19 protein-coding genes and 1 tRNA gene are annotated in these 18,975 nt (G+C 49.9%); 11 read left to right on the top strand and 9 right to left on the bottom strand.

Going from position 1 to position 18,975, the window contains the following annotated elements:
• Window positions 1-15: 15 nt before the first annotated feature.
• From fdxA to GAP13_RS07225, 5 genes are all read right to left on the bottom strand, one after another.
• Complete coding sequence (gene fdxA / locus GAP13_RS07245) at window positions 16-186, bottom strand: 4Fe-4S ferredoxin (RefSeq protein ID WP_158907656.1); 171 nt, start codon at window positions 184-186, stop codon at window positions 16-18.
• Window positions 187-296: 110 nt separating this feature from the next.
• The gene (locus GAP13_RS07240) at window positions 297-1,061 is read right to left on the bottom strand and encodes a purine nucleoside phosphorylase YfiH/LACC1 family protein (RefSeq protein WP_158907655.1); all 765 of its coding nucleotides are present in this window, start codon (window positions 1,059-1,061) and stop codon (window positions 297-299) included.
• 10 nt (window positions 1,062-1,071) lie between these two features.
• Complete coding sequence (locus tag GAP13_RS07235) at window positions 1,072-1,968, bottom strand: pseudouridine synthase (RefSeq protein WP_158907654.1); 897 nt, start codon at window positions 1,966-1,968, stop codon at window positions 1,072-1,074.
• Window positions 1,969-1,971: 3 nt separating this feature from the next.
• Window positions 1,972-4,071: an ABC transporter ATP-binding protein gene (locus tag GAP13_RS07230; protein ID WP_158907653.1), complete on the bottom strand. Its 2,100-nt coding sequence runs from the start codon at window positions 4,069-4,071 to the stop codon at window positions 1,972-1,974.
• Window positions 4,064-5,863, bottom strand: a complete 1,800-nt coding sequence (locus GAP13_RS07225; RefSeq protein ID WP_158907652.1) for an ABC transporter ATP-binding protein — start codon at window positions 5,861-5,863, stop codon at window positions 4,064-4,066. The genes GAP13_RS07230 and GAP13_RS07225 overlap by 8 nt, the downstream gene beginning before the upstream one ends.
• Window positions 5,864-5,940: 77 nt before the next feature.
• Here GAP13_RS07225 and GAP13_RS07220 point away from each other — a divergent pair, with 77 nt between their 5' ends.
• On the top strand, window positions 5,941-6,510 hold the full coding sequence (locus tag GAP13_RS07220; protein WP_158907651.1) for a ribonuclease H family protein: 570 nt from the start codon (window positions 5,941-5,943) through the stop codon (window positions 6,508-6,510).
• A gap of 5 nt (window positions 6,511-6,515) precedes the next feature.
• Here GAP13_RS07220 and GAP13_RS07215 read toward each other — a convergent pair whose 3' ends face one another.
• From GAP13_RS07215 to GAP13_RS07205, 3 genes are all read right to left on the bottom strand, one after another.
• Window positions 6,516-7,973, bottom strand: coding sequence for a hypothetical protein (locus GAP13_RS07215; protein WP_158907650.1), 1,458 nt, complete (start codon window positions 7,971-7,973; stop codon window positions 6,516-6,518).
• A gap of 72 nt (window positions 7,974-8,045) precedes the next feature.
• Window positions 8,046-8,699 (bottom strand): hypothetical protein, encoded by a 654-nt coding sequence (locus GAP13_RS07210; RefSeq protein ID WP_158907649.1) that lies wholly within the window; start codon window positions 8,697-8,699, stop codon window positions 8,046-8,048.
• Window positions 8,700-8,741: 42 nt separating this feature from the next.
• Entirely contained in the window at window positions 8,742-9,833 is a 1,092-nt protein-coding gene (locus GAP13_RS07205) for a hypothetical protein (protein WP_158907648.1), read from the bottom strand.
• Window positions 9,834-10,026: 193 nt separating this feature from the next.
• Here GAP13_RS07205 and GAP13_RS07200 point away from each other — a divergent pair, with 193 nt between their 5' ends.
• Window positions 10,027-11,184: a cytochrome c biogenesis CcdA family protein gene (locus tag GAP13_RS07200; protein ID WP_158907647.1), complete on the top strand. Its 1,158-nt coding sequence runs from the start codon at window positions 10,027-10,029 to the stop codon at window positions 11,182-11,184.
• On the opposite strand, the gene GAP13_RS07195 is transcribed toward GAP13_RS07200, so the two are convergent.
• Window positions 11,185-11,258: transfer RNA gene (locus GAP13_RS07195), tRNA-Arg, on the bottom strand. It abuts the gene before it with no gap.
• An 86-nt stretch (window positions 11,259-11,344) separates the two neighbouring features.
• Between GAP13_RS07195 and GAP13_RS07190 the strand changes: the two genes are divergently transcribed.
• The 9 genes from GAP13_RS07190 to GAP13_RS07150 all read left to right on the top strand — a co-directional run.
• Window positions 11,345-12,010 (top strand): Maf family protein, encoded by a 666-nt coding sequence (locus GAP13_RS07190; RefSeq protein ID WP_158907646.1) that lies wholly within the window; start codon window positions 11,345-11,347, stop codon window positions 12,008-12,010.
• A 117-nt stretch (window positions 12,011-12,127) separates the two neighbouring features.
• Entirely contained in the window at window positions 12,128-13,009 is an 882-nt protein-coding gene (gene rpsB / locus GAP13_RS07185) for a 30S ribosomal protein S2 (RefSeq protein ID WP_158907645.1), read from the top strand.
• A 12-nt stretch (window positions 13,010-13,021) separates the two neighbouring features.
• On the top strand, window positions 13,022-13,873 hold the full coding sequence (gene tsf, locus GAP13_RS07180; RefSeq protein WP_158907644.1) for a translation elongation factor Ts: 852 nt from the start codon (window positions 13,022-13,024) through the stop codon (window positions 13,871-13,873).
• Between the two features lie 88 nt (window positions 13,874-13,961).
• Window positions 13,962-14,516: a ribosome recycling factor gene (gene frr / locus GAP13_RS07175; RefSeq protein WP_158907643.1), complete on the top strand. Its 555-nt coding sequence runs from the start codon at window positions 13,962-13,964 to the stop codon at window positions 14,514-14,516.
• 12 nt (window positions 14,517-14,528) lie between these two features.
• Complete coding sequence (gene uppS, locus GAP13_RS07170) at window positions 14,529-15,221, top strand: polyprenyl diphosphate synthase (protein ID WP_158907642.1); 693 nt, start codon at window positions 14,529-14,531, stop codon at window positions 15,219-15,221.
• Window positions 15,218-16,096 (top strand): phosphatidate cytidylyltransferase, encoded by an 879-nt coding sequence (locus tag GAP13_RS07165; RefSeq protein WP_158907641.1) that lies wholly within the window; start codon window positions 15,218-15,220, stop codon window positions 16,094-16,096. Before uppS ends, GAP13_RS07165 begins: the two co-directional genes overlap by 4 nt.
• Before the next feature lie 40 nt (window positions 16,097-16,136).
• Window positions 16,137-17,282 (top strand): 1-deoxy-D-xylulose-5-phosphate reductoisomerase, encoded by a 1,146-nt coding sequence (gene dxr, locus GAP13_RS07160; protein WP_158907640.1) that lies wholly within the window; start codon window positions 16,137-16,139, stop codon window positions 17,280-17,282.
• Window positions 17,276-18,628 carry an RIP metalloprotease RseP gene (rseP, locus tag GAP13_RS07155; RefSeq protein ID WP_158907639.1) on the top strand — a complete coding sequence of 451 codons (1,353 nt, stop codon included), beginning with the start codon at window positions 17,276-17,278 and terminating at the stop codon, window positions 18,626-18,628. The genes dxr and rseP overlap by 7 nt, the downstream gene beginning before the upstream one ends.
• Window positions 18,629-18,705: 77 nt before the next feature.
• A partial coding sequence (locus tag GAP13_RS07150) for a hypothetical protein (protein ID WP_503473379.1) occupies window positions 18,706-18,975 on the top strand: 270 nt, incomplete at its 3' end.

Genomic DNA, 18,975 nt, shown 5'->3' with positions numbered 1-18,975 from the left:
CTTGGTGACGCATTATCAGCCAGCGATAATCGCTTCAACCGGACATACGGAGGCACATGCACCACAATCAATGCAGGTGTCTGGATCGATCCATCGTGCGTTGTCTTTTTCGCTGATCGCACTAACCGGGCATTCGCTTTCGCAAGCGCCGCAATTAGTGCATGCATCGGTTACCTTGTATGCCATTTGTGACCTCTTCTTGTAGATGTATGCTGCTCTGCTGGAGCAGCAAATTATTATACCACCTAGCCCGCTGAATGGGAATGGGCATTCCGGTCAACATCTATGGTGACGCATTACATGGACCGCTGCCGGTTTTCTGCCTCTGCATTGCCGAAAATGCAAAGCGCTATCATTCTCGTAAACGACGAAGCCCCTTCTCTTCTGTAGCTTCCAAAGCGGCCATCGCACGAGGTGCACGATCCTGATGCAAAGAAGCTTCCAATGCCAATTTTTTCGGCAATTGCAAGATTTGCAGCGAGTAAATCAAGATAAAAAACACGCGTGCCGTTGCGCATATGCTCATCCACCGCCTGCGAGCCAAATTCATTCTTGAATGCTCGCGCTCGCTTCTCATCGACCAAATAGCAACATGAGCCAATTGCAGGTCCGAAAATGACCGAAATATCATTCGGATTGCATCGATAGCGATTAGTCATGCCGTCGACAGCAGTCTTCAGTATTCCTGTTCCCTTCCATCCAGAATGCAAGACGCCAAAAGCGCCGCATTCCTTGCAAAAAAGCCAAATGGGCATGCAATCGGCAACCGTAATGCTCGGCACAAGCCAGGGATTGGTGGTGATAATGCCATCAAAGCCATCGCGATTCGCAGCACATGCATGCGATAACTCCTGTATGCTTTCTACGAAGGCAACATTACGGCTGTGCTTGAGTTCGATGCCGGCAATTCTTGTAGGCTCTATGCCAAAGCGATCGAAAAAGGCTAGCCGCGAGGGCGATTCGCTTTTCGGTTTGTATGTCATATCACCTGCATCTTTCAGGCTCAGAATTGCGCGAGGCTTGATATCCGACTTGACAGGGAAAGAAAATTCAATATGCATTGCACCTTCTTTATTGCTGCAGAATTGCTGTTGGGCCATCATGAAGCTTCCATTCGGCCACGCATTGCCTGCCATCCATAAGAGAAACAGAAAACGCTTCCAGCCAGAGCCTTTTTGAAGAGCCGCCGCCATATTGCAAATCGCCGATAATGGGAAGGCCCAACCATGCGCAATGGGCTCGTATCTGGTGACGGAAGCCTTTACGGATTTCTGCTTCTATGCAAATTGCGCCCGCAGCGGGCCACTGCATTGGCTTTGCAGCTGACAAATCGGTCTGATATCGATCTTTAGTTATCTTTTTCTTGGCCTTGAGCCTGAAAGATGGTTCGATGCAGGAAACAAGCCCGCCACGTGGACCATAGGATCTGAAATAGCTCACGATCGGCATTGTATTGCCCTCATACAGTGCGGAAAGCAGCACTTCCCTCTCTGCGCTTCTGCTCCTGGGCAAGGATCCTGCAAGTTCGATATCTGAAGCTTCGCTCATAAGAATATATCGCTTTTTCAGCATGAAAGCGTTCTGCGCGGCGCGCATCGATTCCATCGTTGCTCTATCGAGCGCAAAGAGCATGATTCCGGAAGTCTCTCTGTCGAGGCGATAGAGCATGCCAAGCTCTGACAAGAACCTGTCAGCCGCTTTTGGCTGGACTTGCGCCTGCAATCCAGCAAACCGCGCTTGCCAAGCTTTGGCAGCATCTTTCAGTTCAGATGCAGGCAAAAGATCCGCATGAGAGGAAAGCCATGACACCATATCCTCAAAGTCCGCCGCGCTTCGCTCATTCAGGGCTCTAGGAGATTTCAGCTCGACTCCTTGAAATACCGAATGCCAGCCAGCCGGCTTGAAAACAGCTATCGCTCCATGCGCGATCGTGATAATCGATGGCTCTTTCTGCTCCGAAAATGGCATTGTCTATTCCATCTCTCTGTTCTGCAAGCGATAGAGGTTCCAGTAGAGCCCCCGGCGCTCAATCAATTCACTGTGAGTACCGGTTTCTACCACATGTCCCTGGCCAAGCACAATAATCCTGTCAGCATCGCGGATCGTAGACAATCTGTGCGCGATGACAATGCTTGTATGGTCTTTCAAAAGGCCTTCGATGCCTTTCTGCAGAAGCTTTTCGGTTTCGGTATCAATAGAACTCGTCGCCTCATCGAGAATTATGATAGATGGTTCATGCGCAAGAACCCGTGCAAACGATATGAGCTGGCGCTGCCCGAGCGAGAGATTGAGGCCGCCCTCAGACAGCAGCGTATCATACCCCTTAGGCAGTGCCATTATGAACTCATGCGCATAGACTGCCTTTGCTGCTGTTTCGAGCTGTTCCTGGGACAGATCAAGCCCCAGCGCGATGTTTTCTCGTATCGAACCTTGAAAGAGAAATACATCCTGGGGCACTGGCTGGATGAATTTGCGAATTCTTTTGAGCGGGTATTGCCCGATCGGAACGCCATCGATGAGAATGGCCCCTTTTTGGATATCCCAGAAGCGGGCAAGGAGGTTCGCGATTGTCGATTTGCCCGCACCGGTATATCCCACAATCGCGATCTTTTCTCCGGGATTCACAGTAAAGGATATATTCTTGAGCACCCATTCTTCATTTTTGTATGCAAACCACACATTCGAAAGCTCGATATGGCCGCGTATGACAGAAGGAGCTTCCTTGTCCGCCAAAACAGGCAGCTGCTCCGGCAAACGATCATCAGAATCCAGAAGGCCGAAAACGCGCTCTCCGCTCGCCATTGCGCTCTGAAGGAGAATGTATTTTTCCGACAGATCCTTGATCGGCGAATAGAACATCGATATCAGGTTGATAAATGCGATCAACGTGCCAATCGAAATATCCAGCCTCAAAAAGAGAATAGCTCCGAAAAAAATCGCAAGCGCGCTCGCAATAGTCGACATGAAATCCACAAATGGCCTGAAGGTTGCGTAAACATACATCTCCGCAATGTTCGCCTTCAAAAGATTCCGATTATTCTCTCCAAACTTCTCGGAAACACGCTTTTCCTGGACAAACAGCTTGACAATATCGATGCCGGAAATATGCTCGGAAAGGAAAGAGTTCACTTTGCTGGTCCAGTATCGCTGATTGCGGAATGCATCGCGCGCTTTTACCCTCGCAATCGCAGCAGCCACAAAAATGAGGGGCACGGTCGCGAAGACGACGAGGCCCAGCTTCCAGTTGAGGACGAAAAGCACAACAAGCGATCCGAGCATGATAGTGGCATCTTTTATGAAGGCGCTGAGTACATCAGTAAAAAACTGGCTTATGACTTCGATATCACTTGTAAGCCGCGTGACAAGGCGCCCCACGGGCTGTCTCGAGAGATACGCCAAAGACTGCTCGATAACGTGTCTATAGAGCTGCAGCCGCATGTCTTTCATGATGAGGGTGCCGATATGATTTGTGTACCATGTCATGGCGAATGTCGACAACAGCACTATCGAAAGAACGAGCAATAGCAGCAGCGCATAATGGCCCAATACAGGGCTGTCCTGCGAACGAAGCAGGTATGCATCGTCCGGCGAAAGCGAAGTCAGCAGAGAATAAGGAACAATGCCCCATACCCCGGATATTGTGATCTGGGAATATCGCAATGCGAGGGCTTCTTTCTTTTCTCTATCCGGTTCGAGGGGGAAAATGTAGCTGGGAGATGCATCCAGCAAGCCCTGCTTTTCCATCGCCGTTCGTTCTTTCTCAGTAATTCCTGCCAATTGGGAGGTTCGCACATAGATGCGGTTATTGATTACGATTTCGCGGCTTCCATTTTTGCTGCGGAATCGAGATGCTGCAGAAGGATCAAGGCCATACCATTCGCGTACCAGCGCTTCGTCTACCGCTTGACGAATGAGGGTCGGCGATAAAAGTTCGCCTGCAGTGCTTACGGAGAGCGTAATAAGCACGATCAGAGCAAATAGACGGTATGGCTTTAGGTACGCAAGAATGCGCCGTGTGATCTGCGAGTCATATCCTTTGGTAACAGGTTCCGCATCGAAGAATTCAGCCACCTGCGGCCTCCTCTCCCAGGGCTTCGCCGGAACCTGCATCGCCGCAGGAAGCACAAGATTCCTGTTCCAGCTGCTGGAGCGCAGCGATTTTGGCATAGAATCCTTCGGAATCCTCGAGCAGTTCTTCGTGCGTTCCTTTTTGGGTTATTCTGCCGCCATCCAGCACAATGATCTGATCAGCGTTCCGCAGCGTCGATATGCGATGCGACACGACCAATGTCGTCTTCCCTGCTCTTTCCTCAAGCAATGCGCTGAGGATGCGTTCTTCTGTTTCGCCGTCAACTGCGGAAAGCGCATCATCCAGGAGCAAAATCGACGGATTCGCAGCGAGCGCACGAGCCAGCGCAATCCTCTGCTTCTGTCCACCAGAAAGCGTAATACCTCTCTCCCCTACTATTGTGTCCCATCCATGGGGAAAAAGGCTTACATCTCGATCGAGCCCGGCAATTCTTGTGATTTCCTCGAATCTGGCGGAATCAAGACCGGGAGCTGCAAACAGAATATTTGCCCGGATGCTGTCCGAAAATAAAAAACTTTCCTGCGGAACCATGCCGAATGCTGCCCGAAGCGTATCGAGCTTGAATGAACAGATATCCGTTCCGCCAATAAATATATGGCCTTCGCCGGGATCAAGCATTCTCGGCAGCATTTTCAGGAGCGTGCTTTTCCCTGAACCGACTTTGCCAAGAATACCCAGCATCGAGGCGTGTGGGATATGCACGGAAACATTTTCCAGCGCCATCCTGCTGGAACCGGGATATGCGTAACTGAGCGAGCGAATCTCGATATCGCCGAGAGGTTCTCCATTGACAAGATTCTTTGATTCAGGAATCTCCGGTTTGGTATTCAATATTTCATTGATGCGCTTCAGGCTGGCTGCGCCTCTCTGTACGATATTGACGGTAAAGCCTGCGCTCATCATTGGCCAGACGAGCATTTCGAGATAGGAAAGCATCGCTATAATCGAGCCTGGAGTCATTTTGTTGCGAATAGATGCGTTGCCTCCAAAAAGCACCAGCAGCACCGTACTCAGCCCAGCCAAAAAAGTGATAAAGGGAAAGAAAAATCCTGAAGTTTTCACAAGATCCATGATCGCATTCTTGTACTCGCTATTTGCCTGCGCAAACCTTCCAAAAAAGTAATCCTCTTTCACGAACGATTTGACGACTCGTATGCCCGAAATCGATTCCTGGGCGATATTCGAAAGCCGCCCATATATATCCTGAATTTTCTTGAAGAGCTTGCCGACAATTCGCCCGAACAAAAGGATCAGAGCTGTTATGAGCGGCAGCGGCAAAATAATCCATGCAGCTACTCGTGCATTGTTCGCAAACATGGCTACGAGGATCATCGCTGTCATGAAAACGCCATCGACCAGGGCAACAAAGCCCATGCCGGTGGCCTGGCGAATCGTGCTGATATCGTTGGTAGCGCGTGCCATGAGGTCACCAGTCGTATTGGTTCTGAAAAATCCGCCTGACATGTTTAGGATGTGCGCGAAGAGGCGATCCCTCATTTCCGCCTCGATCCGGCGACTGGCGACATTTATGAAATAGCGCCAGAAGAATCGTCCGACGGAGATGAGCACGGCAAGCGCAATCATAATAAGAAGAGGCTGCACAATTTCCCTCAGCTGAAAAGAACCGCTTACAATTGTATCGATCGCAGTCTTCATGTATCTGGGGATAAGAACCTGACTCGCGTCGACCGCGATCAGGCAAAGGATGCCAGCAATGTATCTGAACCGATACTGTTTCAGATGCGGCAACAGGGTTGCATATTCTTTGAACATTGGTTTTTCATTCTAATGATGCGAAAAGGCATATGCAAGGAGTTGCATGAGCTGAGCAGGTTTGTCATAGTGCAGACATGCAAGAGAAATCAATTGTGGTATACACCGATGGCGGTTGCAAAGGAAATCCCGGTCCGGGCGGATGGGCATATATTATGCGCTTCGGAGAGCGGTATCGCGAAGCATGGGGTGGAGAGCTCCAGACAACAAATAACAGAATGGAACTCACAGCAGTCATACGCGCGCTTTCTTTTTTGAAGGAGCGCATTGATGCTGCACGCGCTTCTTGCATTCGCAGGTACATTCCGCTTCCAGCCTGGATATCCACGCCAATCCATATTTTCACCGATTCAATGTATGTAAAAAACGGTATTTCAGGATGGATTCACGACTGGAAAAAGCGGGGCTGGAAAACCGCAGCAAAAAAGCCCGTCATGAACCGCGATCTGTGGGAAACACTCGACATTCTCTGCGCAGAACTCAACCCTCAGTTTGAATGGGTTGAAGGTCATGCAGGAAACCCCGACAACGAACACTGCGATACGCTGGTGGGACAAGCTGTCGAGGAATTGCTGCAGCACGTCGCTCCAGCTGTGTATCATGAGTCAGAAAAAGAAGAAGATTTGGCGACTGACGCGCCGCTATGAGTGCATCACGGCAGCGCGCTCAGAAGGTCTTTCCCGAAGGCTTGGCTTCCGAGCGTTTTAAGGGCATTGGACACAGCTTCGCTTTCGGACAAACCCATGCCCTGTGCGCTCTTCGTTGCTGAATACAATGTCCTGCCGCTTGCCAGCTCGAATACGCCGAGAGACCCTTCCGCCGTAGCAATAAAATAGCTGCCATCTTTGGTTATTGATTTTACATCTAGGGAAGCAAGCGCAAATCGCTGCGCATCAGCAGGCGCGATCGCCCTCAAAACCGAAAGATCTATAGGAGTCTGATAACCAGAAGGCAATTTTGCATCGCTCAGCGAAAAACCTTCTTTCAGAAGCGTCTCTTTCAGACCGCTCAAAAACACGGCCGGGTCTGCATTTCTAGCACTTTCAGTGTCTTTCAAGTATGCAGCAACTGCCATAGGAACATTTTTCGCTGTCGAAATTACCTTGTAATTGAGATATGCGACAATGCCCGACAATTCGTTTTCCACAGCGTCGCTGTAGGGCAAGGCCCAAGAAGGCAAGCTCGACAGCAGATCGCTGATGCTTGAAAAATCAAGCTGTATTGCAACTCGATAGTTGCCTGCTATATCAATCGGAGGCACTTCGAATGCAGTAACGCCATTTGTATCGGTGAAAACTTGCATAGTACCAGTGCCCACTCGCCCGGAAGCAAGCTTCTTTGGATATGTAACCAAAAGCGGCGCGCCTGCGACTCTCTGCTTCATGCCGCCTGAATTCGAAATGAGCGCGACTTTGCTTGCAGGCAGCTTGCTTCCGAGGGCAACACTCAAGCTGCTTTCGGATACAATAGTCAATTTCAATGAGGCAGCCAATTCAGACGCCTTTTTCGCATTTCGCTCAAGCTTTATTTTTGCATTTTCTAAATTCGAGCCGCCGGCTGCGCTCATCGCTTCAGCATACGAGCGGATCGCGTCCATCAAGCGGCCTTCTGTTGCTGCCTGATCGCCTTTCTTTTCTGGGATGGCGACGGCATCGCGCTCTTCCTGGAAAATGGCTTCGATACGCGCTTTTTCTTTTTGAAGCTCTTTTGTCTCGTAACGCGCAAGCACATGCACGGTGTACTGACCGGTTTTCGGATCTTTCTGGATATATTTTTCGACAACTTCGAAGCCGGCAAGACGCCCTTTTGACTCGGTTTTTACGGTTTGGGTTATCTGCGCCTGGTAATCATCGAGGGAAGCGCGAGCCTCAGCGCTCGAGCTCACGCTTACGGAAACACCCATGTATTGCATGATACCTGCAATCAGCGAGGCTGTTGCATCATTTGCTGCGGTCGCGCTGTCCGGCGCGGATGAAGAGCCGACAAAGTAGGTGTATCGGGCATCCGGGGCTGGTTTCTGGCTCACCCATTCAGGAATCGAAGGAGTGCTCGCACAGCTCGATACTATGAGCGCAACGACAAGCGCCCCTGCAAACGTTATTTTTTTCATGGGAATTCCCCTGCATACAAATAAAAAGCAAAGCCCCGGACTTCTTATGAAATCCGGGGCAGAAAAACAAAATTATTTATTTTCGCCAAAGAAATCTTTTGTGACAGTGTTCTGCACGAGATCTATGGCGCGCTTCTGTTCCGGCGTGGGCTGTGCAGTTCCAGCTAGCTGGGAGAACAGAATATCGAATTGCTTCTGCAGCATGCCCTTTTCGATCGCCCATAGCTGGATAACACGATAGATTTGCTTGTCAGGCTTGTTTTCAGGCGTATAGGTCTGTACTTTGACCCACCAGTCTGCTTCCATCCTGTACCCCGAAAATTTGGCTTCGCCAACGCTCGCGACAAACCTCTCGCCATATGCGCCGAAATTCTTGGAATCCGCATCAGCGACGTTCGCACCCTTGAAAGCATCTTTTACTCTTGTAGAAAGATAGCGGGCAATCTCGGTATCAGCCTGCATGCGTTCCGCGAGCAGCTGCGCGCTCTGCAGATTCTGAGCTTCAAACTGAGCAATAAAGACAACCTTGTCCTTGTAATCCGGAAGCTTTTCGATATCCCGGTATCCGCCGATTATTGCCAACTCGACCCACTTGGGCGTTTTGATGCCATATGCAGTGCCTTTGTCCTCGATGAGCACCTCGCCTTTTCTGAGAGGCGGCTTTGTACCGCACGAGATCACAAGCACCACAGCCATCAATGCCAACAAGAATTTCCCGACTCTCATCTTTTCCTCCTATGCATATATCAATTTTGCAAAAAATAATTATTACAAACCAGTATTGAACGTGTACGAACGCCCTCTCATATATAGAAGATAGCAATCGGGATAGCCAGCTGCAGCTGCCGCATCGTAAATCGCCTCCTGGATTCTGGATGCTGGCATGAATGCGTAGAGCGCAAACCTGGTTTCGCCAGGGGCATATGAAAGCCGCTCGATTTCCCTCACCTTCTTCGAAAGATTTTTCTCGAATTGCGAAATCGCTTTCGCATCAGGAGTATTCTGGAGCACAAGCTCGTATCTCACGCCCCTGGAAACAGATGCGCTCATAAGCGCTTTTGATTGCTCGGTGACCTTAGGCATCGATTGCCAGACTATCCCTGCGATTGCATTCATCATTGCCGCATCAGCTGATACCGGACTGAAGGTCTGGGGGCTCATGAACGAAATTGATCCCAAAAGTGCTGCTGTAGAAGCATCGAAGATCTTCATGCTTCCCTGTGCAGAACCAGACCAGTTTCCCGGCCCGCCCGAATACGAGGTCTTGGCATCGATTTCCACATACACATCGGCATTCAATTTCTGGGCGATGTAGGTGATAATGTCGATTGAGCCGCCTGTTTCAGCTTGGTAGGCGCTCATCTGATCCTTTTTGTTTTTTTGTATCTGGTCGAAATCAATGACGGAAAGACCCAGCTTTTCGATAAGATAGCGGTTGGCTTGAGAAACTGCAGCTTTTGCAAGCTGCGGATCAAGTCCGGACGCCTCATTGTAATACACCAGGTAGCTGAGCCTGCCGAGGTAATTCTGAAGGAAGTGGCTTTCGTCCGGAGTGAGTGCTTCATAGGAAGCCGTACCCGCCTGAGGCGTGCCAGGGACAGCTCCAGGGGCTTGAGCCTGCCCGGGCATGGGCTGACTGCCTACAACCGATTTTGCAGCTGCAGAAGGATCCTGAGCTGATGGTGATGGTGCAGGCGGAGTCGCGGGCATATCCGGCGTCGAAGTGCTCTGCACAATATTTTTCGCTTGCTGAGATTCAGCGGAAACAGCCGGCGAAGCTGGCTTTGAGGCACATCCAATAAGCAGAGCAGCTATTGCATATGCTGCAAGAACTAGAGCGAAATATTTTTTCTTTTTCATAACATTTGTATTATCAGACATGTCTTGGCATCTTGCAAGTAAAAAATATAAAAATAAACCGAATCGGAAAAAACTACCAATTTCTAATCAAAAAGATATTGTATGCTGACATTTTCTCGGCTATAAATCCAGAACCGGTGTTCATCAGGAAAAGGCGAACAAAGCGCATTTTGCATTGCTGAGCAGGAGTCCTATGCGAAGACAGAAAACTTCCTACATTATTGTTGCTGGCATTATTCTTTTTTCTTTCCATGCGGCCCCTTTTGTATCGCCGCAGAATGCTTCTCGCCCCGAAATGCAAGGAACCTATTTTACTGAAACAGGCTGCAACCATTGCGATTCGTTTCTCTACATTCAGAAACCCCGACTGGAAGAAACATATGGTATCCACATAGCTCTTGAAACCCACGATATTCTTTCCACCAAGGGATACGAACTGTGCGTCGAGATGCTCGAACAGAGAGGGCTGAAATTCACTGTATTTCCGGTATTGTTCATCGGCTCCAATGTCTACCGCGGCAGCAACGCCATCGAAGAAAATATGCCAAAAGAAATTGAATATTTTCTATCACATGGTAGCTATATGCCAACTATTCGTCAGACTGACCAATCTGCTCTAGCCGCAAAGAATTCAAATGCAGCTTTTGCCGCCTCTGCTTTACCAACAATTTTTGCAGGCTTGCTCGATGGCATTAACCCCTGCGCATTCTCAACCATGCTCTTTTTCCTCTCGTTCATGGCGCTCAAACGAAAAGATCAGCGGTCCCTGCTGTGGGTTGGATTGGCTTTCATTGTGTCCGTGTTTATCGCTTATTTTCTTATAGGATTGGGACTGCTTGGCGCACTCCGCAAATACTTGTCGGAAAATCGATTTTCGATATATATCAACATTTTCATATCTGCTATAGCCGCTATTTTTGCCGTTCTGAATGTGCGCGATGCCATTGCTGCTTCCCGGGGAAGAGCTTTCGATTCCGTATTGCAGATGCCTACATTTTTCAAACAGCTGAATCACCGGTTCATCCGGTACTTCAACCAGCTTCCGCTGTATATTCTTGGCGCAGCGATCTCGGGCTTTCTTGTATCTTTTATAGAATTGGCGTGTACAGGCCAAATTTACCTGCCGACGCTGGCATATATGAACCAGAGCATGCGGTCTTCAAAGAGCATTCTGCTTCTGCTCATGTACAATCTTGCCTTTATTCTTCCTTTAAGCCTGGTTTTTGTGCTATTTTTCTTTGGTCTGCGCCATGAAAAGATCCGTCATTGGTATGGAAGCCACCTCGCGCTGGTGCGGCTGCTATCAGCAGTATTTTTTGTTGCTCTCGCGGTATTGGTCTGGGCAAGTTAATGAGCGATGCGCGATTTGAACGCGCGACCTTCGGCTCCGGAGGCCGACGCTCTATCCAGCTGAGCTAATCGCCCTTGCATCTGCCGCATAATAAAGATTCAGCGGTATTAAGTCAAGGCAAGCTTGGCGAGCCGCGCGGCTCTTATTACATTCATAGTATATGTACGGAGATCCTATACTCCTGGCGAGCGAATCCCCGCGGCGAGCCTCTATTCTCGAATCGCTCCATATTCCATTTATAACTGTCGTCCCCCGCATAGATGAGCAGATCTTCGATCATCTCGACCCGGGCGAGCGAGTTGTTGCGCTTGCTGCGACAAAAGCGCGGCGTGGAAAAGAGCGATGGATAGAAGGCAAAAAGCTGTACTCTGATCCCCTCCCTGAACCTATGGAAAAACCTGCAGAACCCCGTTTCGCGCTTGGAGCTGACACGCTGGTCGCTTTCAGGACACCGGAAGGCTGGCACACTATCGGCAAGCCAATTGACGAGCAAGATGCATATGCAATGCTCACCATGGAAGCAGGAAATCGGCAATATGTGTTCAGCGGTCTGTGCCTTTTGGACATGGAAAACGATGTGCCCCATGTCGCCCTCTCCGTTTCCGAGGTCCAATTCTCACCAATGAGCGCTGCTGACATTGCGTGGTACATCAACCTGGGAGAATGGAAAGGAGCTGCGGGCGCATATCGGATTCAGGGAGCCGGCTCTTATTTCATAGAAGACATAAAAGGCTCTTTCTCTGGCGTCATGGGCTTGCCAATTCGTGAATTATATGGCATTCTCCGTCAGTCGGGTTATCTGTCTTCTGAAGAAATTCAAGGCTGAACACCGACAATCCGGCTCGAAATGCCGGACATTTTCCGCCTGTTGTTCAAATTCCGAATAAACAGGACGAGATAAAAGGAAGGGGATCGGATCATTATCCGATCACGGGAGGTCTACGTGGCAGTAGTCACCATGAAGAACCTGCTTGAGTCAGGTGTGCACTTCGGACACCAGGTCAAGCGCTGGGATCCGCGAATGAAGAAATATATCTTCGCGGAACGCAATGGCATTCACATTATCGATCTGCAGAAAACCATTCAGGCAATCAAAGAAGCCTACGATGCAGTCCAGAAAGTTGTCAGTTCCGGAAAGACAGTACTTTTCGTAGGAACAAAAAAACAGGCGCAATCCGCTATCCAGAAAGAAGCGGAGCGCTGCGAGCAGTTCTATGTAAACAGCCGATGGCTCGGCGGCATGCTGACCAACTTCTCTACCATACGAAAATCGATACAAAGGCTCAAAAAAATCGAGCGCATGGAAGTAGATGGCACATTCAGCAGTCTCACAAAAAAAGAAATTGCCAGCCTGCTCAAAGAGAAGACAAAACTCGAGAAAAACCTCGGCGGCATCAAGGAAATGACAAGCCTGCCAGGCATTCTTTTTGTAGTCGATACCCGCAAAGAAGCCATTGCGGTCGCGGAAGCACAGCGCCTCGGCATCCCCATCGTCGCAATTGTTGACACAAACTGCAACCCAGAAGGAATCACATATCCGATTCCTGGCAACGATGACGCAATCAGATCGATAAGCCTCTTCACGCAGATTATTGCAAATGCAGTAATCGAAGCAGGCGCCTCGGAAGGCCTCAAGATAATTGAAACGCTTCCCGCTGAGGAGGAGCAAGAGCTTGCGCCTCCTGCTAAAACAGAAGAAGATGAAGTCGAAATCGACCTCGAAACGTATTCGAATGTTCCTATTGCTCAAGAGAAAGAACCAGAAGAGCCGGCAGAAGTCGAAGCGCCGATTATCGACGAGGATCGGCTCTATGAAGAGAATTGAGGAGAAAATACCGTGGAAATCAAAGCTTCTGACGTAAAAGCGCTGCGCGAACGAACTGGCGCAGGCATGATGGATTGCAAGAAAGCCCTTACGGAGTCGAACGGCAACTTCGAAGCTGCTGAAAAGCTCCTTCGCGAATGGGGCATGGCAGGGGTGGAGAAACGGGCAGGTCGCGCAACGAACGAGGGCCGTATTTTCGTAGCCCAGAACGAGAGCGAGCTTTCGCTTGTCGAACTTGCGTGCGAGACGGATTTTGTCGCGCGCAACAAGGATTTCATCGATGCAGGAACCAAAATTGCTGCAACTGCGCTTGGCCAGAAAGCATCGAGCCAGAACGAAAGCCTTGAATCGATGGTAAAGGACATAGCTTCGCTCATCAAGGAAAACATCGCGCTCAAGCGTGTTGCCTATTTCAATGCAGGCATGAATGAGCATCTTCATTCCTATCTTCATGGAGAAGGCAGAATTGGCGTGGTTGTAAAGTTCAGAGCCAGCGATCCGAATGCATTCAAAAATGAAAAGGTCGCTTCCTTTGTACATGATGTGGCGCTCCATGTAGCCGCATTCAACCCGATGTTCCTCGATGAATCCAAGGTTCCCGCAAGCTGGCTCGCCGAGCAAAAGGATATTTTCCAGAAACAAGTGGAGCTCGATGAAAAAATGAAGAGCAAGCCAGCGAAGGTTATCGAAGGCATACTTGCAGGGAAGGTAAAGAAACTGCTCTCAGAGGTTTGCCTCATGAACCAGGGCTTCGTTCGCGACGAAAAAGTATCTGTTGCCGATGCGCTTGCGCAAATTTCAAAAGAAACCGGCTTTTCGCTCGCTATTGTCGATTATTATTTTGCAAAGGTCGGACAGAACTGAGAATAATGCCAGCAAGGCTGGGCATGGCAAGGGCGGTCTTTTCCGGCCGCCCTTTTCGCGCCTACTATAATGGGATCAGGGAGGAAGTATGGAATCGATCAAAGCTGCATACGAAGAGAGAATGAAAAAGACAGTCAGCGCACTCCACGATGAATTCAATGCCATCAGGACAGGCCGCGCGTCCCCTGCCCTCCTCGATAAAGTGCGTGTCGATTACTACGGTCAAAAAACACCGCTCTCCCAGGTAGCAACCATTTCTGTTCCCGAAGCCCGACTAATCGTCATTCAGCCGTGGGATCGCTCGCTCTTCAGCGAGATTGAAAAGGCTATTCTGAAATCTGATTTGGGCCTCAACCCCTCGAATGACGGCAAAGTCCTTCGCATCGCAATTCCGCCGCTCACCGAGCAAAGACGAAAAGAACTCGTCAAGACTGCCCGGAATATTGCCGAACAGTCGCGCGTCGCCATAAGGAATATCAGACGCGACGGACTTGAGGAACTCAAAAAGCTGCAGAGCGCCGGCGGAGTAGCAGAAGATGCAGTAAAAAAGGAAGAGACCGAACTGCAGAAGCTGACAGATGCCTACATCGCGCAGATCGGCCAAATTCTCGAAACAAAAGAAAGAGAGATAATGGAAGTGTAAGGATTTCTTAAAATGAATGAAAATCGCGTGCCATCGCATGTCGCAATCATTATGGATGGCAATGGGCGATGGGCAAAAGCGAGAGGGCTGCCGCGCACCGAAGGCCACCAGAAAGGACTCGAAGCAGCAAAGAGAATTGTGCTCGCTGCCCGCAAAGAAGGTGTGAAATTCCTTTCTCTTTATACATTCTCGACAGAAAACTGGAAACGCACTACCCAGGAAGTCGGCTTTCTGATGTCGCTGATTCGTGTGCACCTGACAAAAGAGCTTGATTTCTATCGCGAAAACGAAATCCGAATTGTCCATTCAGGGGATCGAGCAGGCTTGCCTGGCGAAGTGATCATCGAGCTGGATAAAGCTATCGAAGACACAAAGCACCACCATGCGCTCACTGTCAATCTGGCAATCAACTATGGCGGGAGAGATGAAATCGTGCGTTCCGTGCAGCGCCTTTGCCGTACCGACAGCCCACATATCGATGAAAATGCTATCCAGCAATCCCTTGACCATCCCGAAATACCCGACCCTGACCTTATAATCAGAACCGGTGGTGAAATGAGGCTTTCCAATTTCCTGTTGTGGCAGTCGGCGTATAGCGAGCTGTATTTTTCGCCCAAGTACTGGCCCGATTTCATGCCGGAAGATTTTCATGCCGCGCTCGCTGATTATGCGCACCGCGAACGCCGTTTCGGAGCTGCTCATTGAACGCGAATACCCGATCGAGACTCCTCCTTTTTTTTGGAGGCATCCCTCTTTTTGCTCTCGTCCTGTTCTTTTTGCCATTTGGCCATTACGCTCTGCTCGCACTTCTTGTGCTTGCGGTACAGTATCTCTCATCGCTTGAGCTTCGCGCTATGCTCCGCAAGTCTGAGCGCGCTGACCCAGGGAATTTTGTCACGATTGTCGGGCTCGTGCAGTCATTAGCTGTATATATCGCTTGCGTAGCGGGAGCTCGTCCTCTGGAGGCCGCAGCTGTCATGTTCCTGATATCGATATTGTGCTTGATGATTGTGCTCTCTCCGATCGCCTTCAGCAAAAAGGAATCTTTTCCGCTGCTTTTGTCGACCGCGGGTTCAATTTCGCTTGCGCATTTCTATACTGGCATTCTGCCAGGCTTTCTTATGCTCATTGTGGCTGGTTTTCCTGATGCCAAAAATGCGATTATCACCTTTGCCCTTCTCACCTTCGGCAACGACAGCCTAGCATGGCTTTTTGGGAAACTCTTTGGCAAACGAAGAAATGTTGTCGATGTCTCGCCGAATAAGAGTGTAGCCGGGTTCATTGGTGGCGCTATCGGTTCGATCGCTGGAGCATTTCTGGGGCTGGGACCGCTGGCGGGATCATGGAAGCCAGAAGGTTCGAGGTACCTGGTACTCAGTCTGATCCTTGGGGCGGGAATGGCTTTTTTCGTGATTGCTGGTGATCTTTTCGAAAGCGCGCTCAAACGATCCGCAGGCATGAAAGACTCAGGCGTGATTGTGCCTGGACGAGGCGGTGTGCTGGATTCCTTTGACAGCCTCTATTTCAGTGCACCTTTTTTTGTTGCCTTCTCGTATCTCGCTCGGCTTTTCTTTTTATGACAAGAAAGCGTATGATGCAAGAATCCGGAAAAATAGCGCAATGCCAAAACGAATAATAATCCTTGGAGCCGCTGGCTCCATCGGCAGACAATCCATCGAAGTCATCCGACAGAGTGCTGCCACAGAAGAACCCCTTGTGCTCGCTGGTTTTTCTGTTCACCACAATGCCAAGGTTCTGCTGTCGCTTAAAAATGAATTTCCACACGCACGTGCGGCATATACAGGAGATGCTGCAAGCGCACCAACGGGGGCAGATTGGGCTGGCCCCGAAGCGCTTGCACAGCTTTTGTCAGCTGTACAAGCAGATATTGTCGTGAATGGAATTGCGGGAGCAGCAGGGCTATCCGCTTCGATTCTCGCTTTGCAGAACAGGATGCACCTTGCGCTTGCAAACAAAGAATCGATTGTCATGGGATATCGGCTCCTGAAACAGCTTGCCGACGACAATGATCTCTCCATAATACCGGTCGATTCCGAGCATGCTGCATTGTTCCAGCTCACCCAAAAAATTGGCATGCATGCAATTGCAGAACTGACGATCACTGCATCCGGCGGGCCTTTCCGGACTCTGCCTCTCGAACGGCTTGCTGAAATGACCGCTGATGATGCATGCAAGCACCCTGTCTGGAAAATGGGCAGAAAGATAAGCATCGATTCTGCAACCATGGCAAACAAGGGGCTTGAGCTCATAGAAGCATCAAAGCTTTTCGATATGCCGCAAGAACACATTCGGGTTCTCATCCACCCACAGAGCTATGTGCATGCAATGGTCCGCACCTTCGATGGAGCACTCTATGCGCAGATTTCCGAACCGGATATGCGCTTGCCCATCCATGCTGCGCTGCATTGGCCGCATACGTATCCCTCACCATTTGGGCATGCAGAACTTGCTGGAAAAACCCTCGAATTTTTTGAGCCTGAGCGAAACCGATATCCGCTTGTGTGGCTTGCAAGGAATGCGATGGATGCGGGAGATGCGGCGTGCATTGCCTATAATGCCGCAAACGAAATTGCGGTTGCCCGTTTCGATGCCGCCAGAATACGCTTTACGCAGATAGCGCAGGTTGTATCCGAAACGCTTGCACATTCCTGGAATTTGCCTGTCAGTTCGTTCGAAGATATATTCGATATCGACATGAAAGCGCGACAGATCTCAGAGGAACTTGTGGAGCATATTGCATGGTGACGATTATTCTCGGCCTTATTGGCCTTTCGCTGGTAGTAATAGTGCATGAATTCGGCCACTTTCTGATTGCACGGACGGTAGGCGTCGATGTAGAAGCCTTTTCAGTGGGCTGGGGTCCTGCTCTTCTTACGCATAAAGGCAAAAAAACGGAATGGCGGCTAGGAGTACTGCCAATCGGCGGCTATTGCAAATTGAAAGGTGAGGATGGATTTCGTGCTGCGATCGAGCAGAAGCTTGATTTCATTCCTGCTGATAAAGGAAGTTTCTATGCCGCACATCCCCTCAAACGCATCGCGATTGCGCTCGCAGGGCCGCTCTTCAACATGATTTTTGCAGTGCTCGTCTTCACCTTCGTCGTCGCTATTGGTACGACCATTCGGACTGCGCCAAACAGGATCGTGCTCTCGAGCGAAACAGGCACGACTATGCAAGCCGGGTCTTCCAACCCAGCGGATATGGCAGGCTTGCAAACTGGAGACATACTGCAGTCTATCGATGGCAGAACTATTCGCGATTACAGCGATCTTCAAGAAATCATCGCGAGCAATCCCGGCAAAGCGCTTTCTGTCCAGGTTTTACGCAATGGCTCAATTCAGAATCTGGTATTGACTCCACGGCTTGATGCAAATACTGGAGCTGGAGTAATCGGTGTATACCCATGGATCGATCCCCTTGTCTCTTCTGTAAAGGAACAGAGCCCTGCAGCCATTGCCGACCTCAAGCCAGGCGACAAAATCCTTTCTGCAAACGGCAAGCCCATTCGCAATACAATAGATCTCATGAATTCATTCAAAGCCGCCAATGGCCCTGTTGAATTGACACTTGAGCGCAATGGCCAAAATCTCAGCACAACCATCATCGCGAAATCACTTGAAGAAACCGGGATTGCCTTTGTCAGCATAACGCGCACAGATAAAGCCTCGTCGCTGCCTGATGCAATAGCAAAAGGAGCAAAGGAAACCATGTCCACATTCGCTTTGACGATTAGGAGCATCGGGCTCTTGTTCCGCGGCGTCAATATTTTCAAGGCTGTTTCGGGGCCTGCGCGCATTACATACTTGATCGGCACTGCAGCATCCGAGCAAATCAAAGTGGAAGGATTGGCAGGACTTGTTCCGGTGTTGAGTTTTCTCGCATTTCTGTCTGTCGGGCTTGCCATAATGAACCTGCTTCCCCTCCCCGTCCTGGATGGCGGCTTGATCCTCGTTTTTTTCATCGAACTGGCACGAAGGCGTCCGCTCAGCGCAAAAACGCTGTACCGGTACCAGTTCATCGGAGCTGCATTTGTTCTCGTTCTGTTTGTGGTTGCGACGATGAGCGATATATTCTTTTTTGCCGCAAGATAAGTATAGTGTCACGAACCCTGCATATGAATTTGAAGTGAAGGCCTCTTTTCTTGCGTCTACAAAGAGAGGAGGTCTTCATGCATCACTTTCATTTCTGCCCAAACCCGGCCTGTGCGTATCATCAGCACGCACCGAAAGAACGCTGGTTCGTCGCCGCTGGCTTCTATGTGACCAAAACCTTCGGCAAGGTCCAGCGCTTCCGCTGCCAAGCCTGCGGCAAGTACTTCTCTACCCAGACCTTCAGCCTTGATTACTTCGCCAAGCGCAGAATCGCCTATCCCCAGATCGAAACCCTGCTCAGCTCTTCCATGAGCATTCGCGCACTCTCACGATTCTTCTCTGCTTCG

This window comes from Rectinema subterraneum, assembly GCA_009768935.1.
Taxonomy (GTDB): domain Bacteria; phylum Spirochaetota; class Spirochaetia; order Treponematales; family Rectinemataceae; genus Rectinema; species Rectinema subterraneum.
The sequence above is the reverse complement of the archived record's forward strand: the minus strand, read 5'-3'. Positions and strand labels throughout refer to the sequence as shown.